At 50.4% G+C, this 12,746-nt stretch carries 10 protein-coding genes; 1 reads left to right on the plus strand and 9 read right to left on the minus strand.

Translation table 11 applies throughout. The features are described 5' to 3' along the window. Positions 1–172: 172 nt before the first annotated feature. The 8 genes from ruvX to Q2J39_RS01005 form a co-directional block, all read right to left on the minus strand. Entirely contained in the window at positions 173–610 is a 438-nt protein-coding gene (gene ruvX, locus Q2J39_RS00970; protein ID WP_230267791.1) for a Holliday junction resolvase RuvX, read from the minus strand. After that, a complete protein-coding gene (locus Q2J39_RS00975; RefSeq protein WP_230267792.1) occupies positions 611–862 on the minus strand; it encodes an IreB family regulatory phosphoprotein in 252 nt (83 codons plus the stop codon). A gap of 27 nt (positions 863–889) precedes the next feature. After that, the gene (locus Q2J39_RS00980) at positions 890–1,036 is read right to left on the minus strand and encodes a hypothetical protein (RefSeq protein ID WP_230267793.1); all 147 of its coding nucleotides are present in this window, start codon (positions 1,034–1,036) and stop codon (positions 890–892) included. A gap of 139 nt (positions 1,037–1,175) precedes the next feature. Next, the gene (gene alaS, locus Q2J39_RS00985) at positions 1,176–3,803 is read right to left on the minus strand and encodes an alanine--tRNA ligase (RefSeq protein ID WP_288338853.1); all 2,628 of its coding nucleotides are present in this window, start codon (positions 3,801–3,803) and stop codon (positions 1,176–1,178) included. Positions 3,804–4,245: 442 nt separating this feature from the next. Then, positions 4,246–6,837 (minus strand): AAA family ATPase, encoded by a 2,592-nt coding sequence (locus tag Q2J39_RS00990; RefSeq protein ID WP_288338854.1) that lies wholly within the window; start codon positions 6,835–6,837, stop codon positions 4,246–4,248. Positions 6,838–6,894: 57 nt separating this feature from the next. Then, positions 6,895–8,178 carry a tRNA 2-thiouridine(34) synthase MnmA gene (gene mnmA, locus Q2J39_RS00995; protein ID WP_288338855.1) on the minus strand — a complete coding sequence of 428 codons (1,284 nt, stop codon included), beginning with the start codon at positions 8,176–8,178 and terminating at the stop codon, positions 6,895–6,897. Between the two features lie 482 nt (positions 8,179–8,660). Next, on the minus strand, positions 8,661–9,032 hold the full coding sequence (locus Q2J39_RS01000; RefSeq protein WP_288338869.1) for a helix-turn-helix domain-containing protein: 372 nt from the start codon (positions 9,030–9,032) through the stop codon (positions 8,661–8,663). 552 nt (positions 9,033–9,584) lie between these two features. Then, the gene (locus Q2J39_RS01005) at positions 9,585–9,851 is read right to left on the minus strand and encodes a hypothetical protein (protein ID WP_288338856.1); all 267 of its coding nucleotides are present in this window, start codon (positions 9,849–9,851) and stop codon (positions 9,585–9,587) included. 32 nt (positions 9,852–9,883) lie between these two features. On the opposite strand from Q2J39_RS01005, the gene cobA reads away from it, so the two are divergent. Further along, positions 9,884–12,001 (plus strand): uroporphyrinogen-III C-methyltransferase, encoded by a 2,118-nt coding sequence (cobA, locus tag Q2J39_RS01010; protein WP_288338857.1) that lies wholly within the window; start codon positions 9,884–9,886, stop codon positions 11,999–12,001. 155 nt (positions 12,002–12,156) lie between these two features. Here the strand turns inward: cobA and Q2J39_RS01015 are convergent, their stop codons facing one another. Beyond that, positions 12,157–12,660 carry an 8-oxo-dGTP diphosphatase gene (locus tag Q2J39_RS01015; RefSeq protein WP_288338858.1) on the minus strand — a complete coding sequence of 168 codons (504 nt, stop codon included), beginning with the start codon at positions 12,658–12,660 and terminating at the stop codon, positions 12,157–12,159. Positions 12,661–12,746: the final 86 nt, after the last annotated feature.

Here is a 12,746-nt window from a genome sequence, read left to right on the forward strand (position 1 = left end):
CCTTATTACAGCTTTCTTTTATTTCTTTCTTACTGATGAACAGAATTCAGGGCAGATGATTTTTCGCTTATTTGTGCAATCGTCTGCTTCCTTTTTTGACTGTTCCTGTTCATTGTACCGAAAACATTGCCAGATTCTAAACGAATCTGGCGAATGAACAGACATGCATCAATTAAAAAGGCATCACCAGTCCGCCGCTCTGGCGGTCGAGATAGCTCTGCAGAATCTGTACGGCGGCCATCTGGTCGATGATCTGCTTTCTTTTCTTGCGCTTTACGTTGCCGGAAATCAGGATCTTCTCTGCGGCGGCGGTCGTCAGACGCTCATCCCAGAGTTCCACCTGGATGCCTTCGGCTTCCAGCAGTTTGGCAAACTTTTCTGAAACCTGACCGCGAATACCGATATCGCCGTTCATGTGGCGCGGCAGACCGAGTACGACTTTTTTAACGCCGTTTTCCCGGATCACCTTCAGTACATCCTGCAAAGCCGCATCGTAGTCGTCCGGTGCAAAGCGGACCGTGGTCAGCGCTCTGGCGATCATGCCAAGCGGATCGCTGATCGAAATGCCGCAGGTTACCGATCCAAGATCAAGTCCGATAATCCGTTCCATTTATTTCTCCAGATACGCCCGGACGAGTTCTTCAATGATCTCATAGCGTTCAATCTTCTGGATGGTATTTCTGGCATCTTTATAAGAAGAAATGTAGGCAGGATCGGAACTGATCAGATATCCTGCGATCTGGTTTTCGGAATTGTATCCGCGTTCCTCGAGTGCTTCAGAAACTTCGCGAAGAATCTTTTTGATGTTCTCACGACGGATTTTTTCCGTGGTAAACATCACGGTTTCAGTAATACGGGCCATAATTTACCCTCCTCTATAATATTCTAATCATACACCAAGAAAAACAGGCTGAAAAGCAAGCGCCAAAAGCGCTCCAGAGACGTCAGGCGCGCAGTTTCCGCCCTTTTCCTGGATTCGAACTGCCTCCAGCATACCTTCTTTTGGACGCAGTCTTTCTTCTTTTGCCTGTTCCATTCGGACAGCGTCCGAACAAAGCAAGAGAAAAGCATGCAGGAAAACTCTCTTCGCTGCATGCTTTCGTCTTGCCTAACGCATTGATTTTCGGCTTGTATAAAGCCGTTTTGGCTCTGTTGATTTTGTTACTGATCCAGAATTAGAGCGATTTGGCCATCGCGGTAAAGGAATCGAAGGCTTCGCCGATCTTGGAGGCATCGCTGCCGCCGGCCTGAGCGAGGTCTTTTTTGCCGCCGCCTTTGCCGCCTGTAAGTACTGCGGCTTCACGAACGACGGTTCCTGCATTGACGCCTTTGACGATTGCATCGCTTCCTGCAGCAGCAACCAGCGTCAGCTTATCGCCGTTCTGCGCGATGAGCAGAATGGCTGCTTTCGGGTCGTTTCCTTTAATGCTGGAGGCAATTTCCTTCAGAGCCTTGCAGTCCATGTTGTCGACTTTCTTGCAGAGAACATGAAGGCCGTTGATGTCCTTGGATTCCATTGCCCATTCCTTGCACTTGAAGGAAGCAATCTGGTTTTCGAGTTCCGCAATTTTCTTCTGCAGATCTTTCATCTGATCGAAAGCGGAATCGATCTTCGCATCCAGATTTTTAATGCCTTTCGCCTTAGCGGTGTGCGCAATGTGCTCAAGCATTTTCTGCTGCGCTGCGAAATCGTTATACGCCGCCTTGCGGGTCTTGGCGGTAATACGACGGGTATCGGAACCGATGGATTCCTCGCCGACGATCTTGAGCACGCCGATTTCACTCGTGTTGTCAACATGGCAGCCGGCACAGAATTCCTTGGAGACGTCGCCCATCGTTACAACACGAACCTGATCGCCGTACTTTTCATCGAACAGCGCGGTCGCACCGGTTTTCTTTGCGTCTTCAATATCGAGGATTTCCCAGGATACAGGAATGGAGTCGGTAATCATGTCGTTGACTCTGGATTCAATTTCCGCGAGTTTTTCTTCGCCGATCTTATCGCGCATGTTGAAGTCAAAACGCAGATAGTCCGGTCCGACAAAGCTTCCGGCCTGATGAATCTGATCGCCCAGTACGGATTTCAGTGCGCTCTGCAGCAGGTGCGTTGCCGAGTGGTTGGCCGTTACGTTTTCGCGGCGGACCGCATCCACGCTCTGCCATACGGTATCGCCGACATGCAGGATGCCTTCATCGAGTTCGATTTTGAGCAGGTGCTGCTTGTTGCGGGTTTTAACGCCATCCACTACGCGGGCTTTTACGGTATCGGAGCTGATCGTTCCGGTATCGGCAACCTGACCACCGGACTGTACATAAAACGGCGTAACATCCAGGATCACCTGACCGTCGCCGTCGAGTTCATCGACAAGATGACCGTCCTTGAAGAGAGCGATGACTTTGCCTTCTTCGGCAAGAACGTTGTAGCCGTTGAATTTGCACGCGCCGGTGAAGTTCATCAGATCTTCGTTCTGGCTGGCGAAGGAATCTTCGACATTGCGGGCAGCACGTGCTCTTTCCTTCTGCTGCTTCATCTGTTCATCGAATTCTGCGCGATCCGCTTTCAGACCGTTTTCTTCGGCGATTTCCTGGGTCATTTCAAACGGGAAACCGTATGTGTCGTAAAGCTTGAAGGTAATTTCACCGCTCAGCTTGCCGTCTTTGGCTTTGGCCATTTCATCATCGAGCAGCGCCTGACCGTTTTTCAGAGTTTTCTTGAAGATTTCTTCTTCCTGACGGATGACTTTTTCGTTTTCGTCAATTTTATCCGTCAGATACGGATAGAAGTCTTTCATGTTTTCGCTGACGGTCGGAACGAGCTTGTAAAGGAACGGTTCATCCAGACCGAGCTTCAGACCGAAGCGAACGGCACGACGGAGTACGCGGCGCAGAACGTAGCCGCGGCCGGAGTTGGAGAAGCCGGCACCGTCGGACAGCGCGAAGACGAGCGTACGGATATGGTCGGCAATAACGCGGAAGGCCATTTTGTTTTCGCCTTCGTATTTTTTGCCGGAAAGTTTTTCAGTTTCGTGAATGATCGGCAGGAACAGATCGGTATCGAAGTTGGTTTCGCCGTCCTGAACGAGCGCAACCAGACGTTCGAGACCCATGCCGGTATCGATGTTTTTCTGCGGCAGTTCCTTATAGTCCTTGCGGTCGATCGAAGGATCGCAATCGTACTGGCTGAATACGATGTTCCATACTTCGATGTAGCGATCGTTTTCCATTTCTTCAAAGAAGAGCTTTTCGCCAAGGTGCTGCGGATCGTACTTTTCGCCGCGGTCAAAATGGATTTCGGTGTCTGGTCCGCCCGGACCTTTGCCGATCTCCCAGAAGTTTTCCTGGGTACGCAAAATGTGGCTGGGATCTACGCCGCATACTTCGGTCCAGATCCGGTACGCTTCGTCATCATCCGTATAGACGGTGATGTAGAGCTTATCCTTGTCGATGCCCATCCATTCATCACTGGTCAGAAATTCCCACGCAAACGGAATGGCTTCCGGCTTGAAGTAATCGCCGATGGAGAAGTTTCCAAGCATTTCGAAGAACGTATGGTGACGGGCGGTTTTGCCGACGTTTTCAATATCGTTGGTACGAATGGATTTCTGCGCGTTGGCAATCCGGTTTTTCTTTGGCTTTTCCGATCCGTCAAAGTATTTCTTCAGTGCGGCGACACCGGCATTGATCCAGAGAAGCGTCGGGTCGTTATGCGGAATAAGGCTTGCACCGGGTTCGATCATATGGCCCTTGGATTCAAAGTAATCCAGAAACATCTGACGAACCTGATTTCCGGTAAGTTGTTTCATATGACTCCTTTCAGCAGTTTCCTGCTTATAATTCCCATTTCAAACTCGAATCTGAAGCGGCTATCAGAGCGTATGGACAGACAAAATAAAAAACGCCCCTGTTTCCAGGAACGTGTACACGCGATGCCATCCCGGTTTGCCCATGGTTTTCCCATGGACACCCTTAATTTTCTGATAACGCCAGACTGCGGCAGCTCAAGGATGGCTCGAGACAGATGCGCTGTCTTCTTTCACCGCCGAAGACTCTCTGCAAGCCGCAACTCTGTCCTTTTTCCCTTCAATGCTGCTTTTAGAAGTATAAACTCTCAAAAAGCTGTGCGCAAACAAATCCCATAAGAACACGTGCGGCCTTCCCATTCGATTCCCGATCGCCCATCCAAAACGTACACAAACTTCGGGCTGCGCTCTGGAAACAAAAAGGACGCCTTATGTCGCAGGCATCCTATTTTGTTTCTTCAGAAGACTGGGATCGGAATTCGTCGTGCAGATCACCGGAATCCGATTCGTTTTCGCCGGCTGCATCGAACGCGTCCGGCTGAATACTTAAAGCTCTCTGATCCATATCGGCCGAATCTCCCGGATCCAGCGCTTCGTCCAGATCGAGATCTTCGATGGCGGATAAATCTACAATTTCCTTATCGATCGCCGATGAATCGGCATGGGTTTCATTTAAAGCGGATAAAACGGTCGATTCGTTTGAGCGTACCGGTTCTGCCTCAGCAGCCTGTGCAATCTGGGCATGATAGGCCGGCGAGGTCAGCGATGTGCCCGGCAGCGGCATATTCGTTCGGCTGACTGCTTTTTGTGCCTTCTCGCCTTGCTTTAGGCGTTTTTCGGCTACGCGTTTTGCGCAGAGGATTTTCCAGCGCAGACGTTCCTTGAGCGTGGTCTGCCGCGAAGCAGGATCGATACGTCTGGCGCAGATTTCAAAAACTTCCCGGACCGAAACAATCTTAAGATCCCGCTTGGCCCGGGAAACAGCGGTATAGACCAGACGTTTTGCGCTCATCTTCATCGCCTGTTCCGGAAGGGAAAATACAACGTCCTGATATTCCGAACCCTGCGCCTTATGGACCGAAACGCACCAGGCGTGGGAAATCATTGCGTTGAGCGGGCTGGTCACTTCGTATTCGATGTTGTCAAAATGCACGAGAGCCGTACGGGTTTTCGGGACGATTTCCACGATTTCTCCAATATCGCCGTTGTAAATGCCTTCCTGAGCGATATTCACTTTTAACATGACTTTATCGCCTTCCCGGTAATGCACTTCGTGATAGCCGCTCTGGTTATGTCTTACTTTTTCTACGATTTCCGGCTTTGAAGTCGAAAAGGGGTTGAGCAGTTCCTGCATAATCGCATTCAGCTCAAATACGCCGCCTTCCCCTTCGTATTTCGGAGAAAGAATCTGCACCTTGCCGGGATTTGGCTTTTCCATGACGATCTGCGCGATCTGCTCCGACATTTTTTTCTCAGGCGCGCAAAGTTCGACGCCATCCGAAAATTCGAAGGGCTGCCCCTTGCGAATTTCATCCGACAGTTTTGCGATGCCGCTGCCTTTTTTCTGACGGTAAAGCTGGTCGAGATGAATCGTGGGAAACTCTTTTGAAGCGATCAGATCGCTGAGCACCTTGCCTTCCCCAACGCTTTCGAGCTGTTCTTCATCGCCGATGATCAGAAGACGGGTATTTGCGGGCATCGCTTTGAGCAGTGCAGAAAAGAGACGCGTATCGACCATGGAAAATTCATCCACGATCATAAAATCGCTCGAATACAGATTGTATTCGTTTTTTTCGAAGACATCCGCATCGGGATCCCAGCCAAGCAGCGAATGAACGGTACGTCCCGTGGAGCCCGTCAGTTCGCTTAAGCGCTTGGCAGCCCGTCCAGTCGGCGCACAGAGCTGATAGCGGCAGCCGGGCATTACGGTATCCAGACATTCGAGAATGGCTTTGACGATCGTTGTTTTACCGGTTCCGGGACCGCCGGTCAAAATGGAAACCGGACTGGAAAAGCACGTCTCAATCGCTTCGATCTGCTTTTCGCTGTACGTAATGCGATCGCGTCGTTCAATCTGCGCGATCTTTTCGATCAGAGACTGCCGGTCATATCCAGGATTGGATGAACCCGGATGTTCCTGCATCTGAAGCATCCGTTCAGCCAGAAGATCGCAGATCGAATTTTCCGCTTCCCAGAGAAACCGCGGAAATACGCGGTCTTTTTCCAGCTTGATCATTTCACAGTTGGACAGGGTAATCAGACTTTCTTCAAAATGGTCCATCCGCTCGCAGAGCTCATACAGAAACGGACGGACAATGAATGTACTGCCGCTCTGGAAACAGGCGTTTTTCAGTTCGTAGTAAATTCTCGCTTCTGCGCGCTGGTGATCCGTGGCGGAAAGCTTCAGTCCGTTGGCAATGCGCGTACAGGCGCCATATGTTACGCCCATCCCGCCGTAAAACGGGGCGAAGCAGCTTTTCTGTAAATCTTCCAGAGAGTAATTGCGGGCGAGAATCGCACGCGTTTCGGACAGGCTGACGCCCCAGTGCATCAGGGTCAGAGCGAGTTCTTCTTTTCCCTGCAGATTCGCAATGCCTTCGCTGACGCGTACCGCCAGATTTGGGCGCAGATCGCATTTGGTGATCAGGACTTCCGGATTTTCTCGAATTTTCTCAAGCGCGCTTTCCCCGAGCGCGTCGACGATTTTTTCGGCGCTGCGCTGGCCGACATACGGGAAAAAATCGGAACTGAGAAAGCGGACCAGCGTCTCTTCCTTGCTGGTTTCCTGCGCCTGCCAGCTTGAAACTTCAAACTGAAGTCCATAGCGGGGATCCTGAATCCAGTGTCCGAAAAGCGTCACCGCGTCTCCGACGAGCAGAGAATTCAGACCGCTGCCCTTGAACAACAGATCTCTTTTTTCTTCATACTGCAGACGGCCGATCTTAAAGCTTCCCCGCTCAAAAATGAAAGTGCGGACGGTTCCGCTTATCGATTCGGTTTCCGGCTGTTCCAGCTCCAGCGTTTCGTACTCGCTCATAACTTCTCCCGTCTTTCTGGCCATTCCATTTCGAAATTGGAAATCGATCCGGCTTGCTTATTTCGTGTCTTCGGTTTGAGAAGACGCGCTGTTCTGCTCTTTGGCAGCTTTACGTCGGGCCTTTCTGGCCTTTTCCCGCTCTTTTGCTTCTTTTTTCTTTAATGCTTCCGCCTGACGAACGGCCTCTTCTTTCATTGCGGCTTCGGCTCGGGTCTCGATCGTTTCAAAGACATCGCGATCTTCAAAGAAAACTTGTTCAATGACACCGCCGCCCAGGCATTTATCGCCCATGTAAAATACGGCTTCCTGACCAGGCGTAACGGCTTCGACACCCTGCGGATAGGAAACGATCGCCTGATTGCCATGAACCTCGAGGGTTACCGGAATGTCCTTCTGGCGATAGCGGAATTTCACCGTGCACTGTTTCGGGAATTCAAATCCGTCGGGAACGAGCCAGTTGATCTTTTCAATACGGGCACGATCCGAAACGAGCCAGTGCATCTGGTCGGTACGGGCTACGAAAAGAAGGTTTCGTTCGACGTCCTTTGCTGCGACAAACCAGGGGCCGACAAAGCCGGTAATGTTTAAGCCTTTTCGCTGACCGATCGTGTAATACAGCACCCCCTGATGGGTACCCAGTTCCCGACCGGTATCGATATCGATGATCTTTCCTTCTTTCGCCGGCAGATAGTTGCTTAAAAACTCCCGGAAGTTGCGTTCGCCGATAAAGCAGATGCCGGTGGAATCCTTCTTTTTGGAAACCGAATCCAGAAGAAGCTGATCGGCCAGCCTGCGCACTTCCGGCTTAGTCAGCGTACCTAATGGAAAGAGCGTTCTGGAGAGCGGCTCTTTGGCGATCTGTGCCAGAAAATACGTCTGGTCCTTATTCTGATCGGCGGCACGGCCAAGCCAGGCAAATCCGTCTTCGTCAATGCGCGAGCAGTAATGACCGGTCGCGATAGCATCGAATCCGTTTTCCATGGCGTATTTATAAAAGGAGTCAAACTTGATGTACTGATTGCACAAAATATCCGGATTCGGCGTCCGGCCTTTTTTGTATTCTTCCAGGAACGTCGTAAACACGTTGTCCCAGTACTCCCGTACGAAATCGACACGAAGCAAGGGCAGCTGCAGATGCTTTGCAACGGCCTGGGCATCGTGATAGTCCTGCTCCTGCGGGCAGACGGAATTGTACAGATCCGGATTTCCCGCAATGTCATGGTTGAGAAACGAATCCCAGTTGCGCATGAAGCAGCAGGTCACTTCATGGCCCTGCTCCTTCAGTAAATAGGCGGCAATGGCACTGTCCACGCCCCCGCTCAGTCCGACGAGTACTTTCATACTTGAACTCCTTTCCTGTTCTGTTTCGGTATTCCTTCAAGGATAAACTGCCAGAGAAAAAACGGCTGCCGGATCCCGTCTGTTCTGAAACCGTGCAGACTTTCCTCTTTTTCGTCCTTTTCTTTTGGCGCCTGAGGACGCGAAAACCTGCACCGTTAAGATTGTGCAGGGAAATTTGCAGTTCTTTATATTTTGGACTTCCGAGGGCAGTCTGTCAAAACTGCCTCTTTTTCACAAGACGGGCAGTCCAGACGGCCGGCAAGGCCAGTATGAGAAAGCAGCAGCCGACTCCAGGCCGGTCTTATTAGGGGTATACGCGGATCCGCAGCCGAGCCTTTCTCTATTTTCAGTCTGGTTTTCGGTGTTTTCCGTCTGGTTTCTGGCGATCTGTCTTTGCTGTCCCATGGAAAAAGGCTGCCCTTTTACAGACAGCCTTAAATAGTGGTTTTGGGATACGGTGCAGCAGCTGAAAAGCGAAGCCTTCAGTCCATCTCTTCAACCGGTTCTTCAGGCAGACAGAGAACCGGGCCTTCCCCGTTTTCTAATGCTGCGTCCTCAATAGGAATGAAAGAAATCCGCAGTTCCATCCCCAGGCCGTCGGCCAGCCGCTTGAGCAGCTTCAGGGAAGGGTTGCGATGTCCCCGCTCGAGCTTGGAGATATCGCCCTGGTCAATACCGGTGCGGCGGGCTAGCTCGCTCTGCGTGATCTGCAGTCTTTCCCGGGTATCCAGAATGGCATGAACCATTGCGTATTCAGGACTGCCTTCTTCGAGGTCAATCGGTGTTTCCCGCTTCGAAATAACCATAATCAGATCGGCTTCTCCAAAAGGTCCGTCATGAACCGGACCTGTCATTTTCTTCACGTGCCGGCGAAAGCAGCAGCCGGACAAAAACCGTACGAAAGAAAACAGCCCCTGCTGGATTTCAAAATCCAGGCTGCCTGCTTCATGATGCATTTCAGGAGCTTTGCACTCAGAATTCCGGTTTGCGAAGAAGCTTTTCCTTTCTGAACTCGCCGGATCGATTCACGTTCTTAAAGCCCATGGAACGTCTTTGAACAATCTTAATCCGGCCGGGGTGGGAATAATGAGGCGGAAAGTACCCATTCAGCATTTTTTCTGTCGATAAATTAAGATTTTTGTATACCTTTATCATCTTTACAGGGTAATAGAATTGCATGAAATTGTGCTGAACGTGTCTTTAAATTAAGTTTGTATCTTTATGAGACAATTTACAATATTTTTTTATCCGTCTTCCACAATTTTATTCAAATCGGATCCGGATTATGTTGAAATCCGATTCAAATGGGTTCGAATCGTTTTGTGATGATAGACTCATCCATTTGAATGCGCATTCATTTTGAAGTGTTCCTGTACATTATGCCCCCTTCCCGGAATTTCCTCTACTTATAAAGAAAAGAGGGTTGCTTTTGTTAAGAACAAGTAAGGAAAAAAGCGCTGTGAAAGAATTCCTTTCATTTTCATTAACGATTCCTTATTGCTTTCTAATATAAAAAGTGCTAAATTCCAGCTCCGGTCATTTTTTAAAAATCCGTTTTGTCCGTCTTTTTCCCTGCCCGAATTTCCTTTCCCGTTTCCTTCTGGAGAAATCCTGTTCGTATTTAAGTACCTTTTCTCGATCTTTGCGTACGATAGTCTTGCCTTATGTTTCATTTAAGGCGTGCAGAAAGATGGTGTTTTTATTCATGGCCTGGTTTCCTCTGTTTTTTGATCTGGAAAACAAACCCGTTCTCATTCTGGGCGGCGGTCATGCCGCTCTGGAAAAAGCGCAGCGGCTTCTTCCCTTCCATGCCCGTATTACGGTCTGTTCCCCTTCTTTTCTTGAAGCATTTGCGTCTTTACCCGTGATGCAAATCGAGCAGGAATGGTCGCCCGACTGGTTTTGTCCGACCGACTATCTGCTGATCATTGCGGCGACCGATCAGCCCGAAATCAATCACGCGATTGCCCTGTGGGCCAAAGAGAAAAACGTTCTTTGCAACTGCGTGGACGATCCGGACTGGTGCACCGTCACCTTTGGAGCGGTCGTTTCCGGAACGGAGTACGCTATCGGCATTTCCACTTCCGGCGCTTCGCCGACGGCTGCCCGCTATTTAAAACAGAAAATCCGGGAGATCGTCCCGGAAGACTTTGATTCCATTCTTCTCTGGCTGAAGCAGCTTCGCCCTTATATTCGCGAGACCGTTCCGTCTTCCCTTCGGCCCGTCGTTTTTCGAAGGCTGTTTGAAGACGCCATACGGAAAGGAAGTGCCCTTTGTGCAAAGGAAGTCGAACGGCTGATTGAGCACGCAGAACACAGGAGGAACTCTATGAATCGAAAGCCTGAAATTTCTCTGGTCGGGGCCGGGTGTGCCGGTATTGAAGGCCTTACACTCGCTGCCCGGCATGCGATCGAACGCGCGGACGTCATCGTCTATGACCGTCTGATCGATCCGGAAATTCTGGATTTAAACCCCAATGCTGAAAAAATCGAACGCGGCAAGCGCGGACATGAAAAAAGCTCCAGTCAGCAGGAAATTCATGAACTGCTTCTGGAGCTTTCAAAACGGTATGTGCATATTGTCCGTCTGCAGGGCGGCGATCCGATGGTCTTTGGCCGCGGCATGGAAGAAATCGAAATTCTTCGACAGCACAATATCGATCTGCAGGTTCTTCCCGGCATTTCGAGTTTTTACGGCATTCCCGCCAAAGATCTCTTTGGTCTGACCCGGCGAAATGTTGCCGGCGGATTCATGGTTCTGACCGGAACGAGCGAAAACACACCGCGAACAAAGGAAGAATGGAAAAACATTGCTGAATTTTCCGGAACGATCGTCTTTCTGATGGCGATGAACCGGCTTGATGAAATTTCCCATCATCTGATGGAAGCCGGTATGGATCCGCATACGCTCTGCGCCATTTTTTCGTCACGCTCATCCATGATGACCGCCAGCGCTTCCTGCACGCTCGATTCGCTTTCTGCCTGTGCAAAAGAGCATCAGCTGTTTTCGCCGGCCATCGTAGTCATTTCCGGAACGGCCGCTTTATACGATCCGCCCAGGCATTTGCGCGTCGGGCTTTGCGGATCGGACGCTCTCAATCAGAAGCTGAAAGATCTTCTCCCCGCTTCTGTGCAGTATCAGCAGCTGCTCAAAGTCCGCTATCACGATCTGCCTTTGCCAGACGATCTGTTTGATTCAGGTCTGCCGCAGTGGATCGTTCTGACCAGCGCGCACGGCATTCATGTCCTCATGCGCGAATTTCAGCGCCTGCACATCGATCATAGGAAACTGGCCAATACCCGGTTTGCGCTGATCGGACGCCAGAGCGCCAGAGTTCTCGAATCGTACGGGATTTTCGCCGACCTTGTCGCATCGCCTTCCTCCAGTCAATCCCTTCTTGAAACCCTCAAGCCCGAACTCGCTGAGGGAGATCGCGTTTTCCTCGCGCAAAGCCGGCAGGCCATTGATGTTCTCTCCAGAGGACTGCAGGAAATTTCTTCGATTACTGTGCTAGAACATCCGCTCTATGAAGTGACTTTTGAAAGTTCGAGCATGGATTTTCTCCCGGCAAAAGTAAAAGACGATTCACCGGCCTGGAAAGAGCTTCTCCAGACGGATGTGCTCGCCGTTTCCAGCCGGGAATGTGCCAAAGCCGTCCTGCGCGATCATCTGCTCGACCGTACAAAATGTATTGTTGCCATTTCGAAAGAAGTTGCCGATGTTCTGGAAAATGAACGCAGTAAGAGAGCGATCGATCTTCGCATTGCCGAAACGCCAGATGCACGCGGCATGGCCGAAGCCATTGAAACGCTGCTTCCCTGACCCCATCACGTATGCAAAGACCCAAAATACGAAAACAGGAAACACGAAGACATAAAAATGCGAACAGCCAGCTTAAAGCCGTTCGCATTTTTTCGTGCAGTCAGAGATTTCCTCTGCCTGTTTCTTTTGAAATTTTCGTTGGAAGCCAGACCGGATCAGCTTCCGGCTTTGTGTTCGGCTTTGAGCTGTACCGGCTGCTCTTTGTCATCGTAAAAGAGAATCGGCACATACAGACCGTCTTCGATTCGATACTGAAATTCACCGAGATGATCGTTGTCCATCGCTTCCAGCATCAGATCAAAGTCCATGACGAGTCCCTCTGGGAGTTCATCCCTCTTAAACCAGCGGTTTTCGCCCTCTTCGCTGGAAATCAGACTGCCTTCGAAATCGTCTGAGCGAAACAGGAAAACGATATAGCGGGAATCGCCATGAGGAAACTGTTTCACGCCGACCAGTTTCACCGTACGCAGGCGCAGCCCGGTTTCTTCGAGAACTTCCCGCTTGCAGGCGTGGACGAACGATTCGCCGTGTTCGACATGGCCGCCGGGGAAAACCCAGCCGTCCCATTCGCCTTTATTCCGTTTCTGTAAAAGAATTTCATCATTCCGTGTGAGCAGACAGATCGTCGTCAGCTCGCAAGGTTCGAGTTTATGCTTCATCGTTTCGTACCTCTTTTCTCTCTTTTCAAACCGGTCCTGTATAAACCGTTTGAGCCGTAAAGAAAACGTACACCCATTCCTGAAAA

The organism is uncultured Allobaculum sp., from assembly GCF_948576815.1.
GTDB lineage: Bacteria > Bacillota_I > Bacilli_A > Erysipelotrichales > Erysipelotrichaceae > Allobaculum > Allobaculum fili.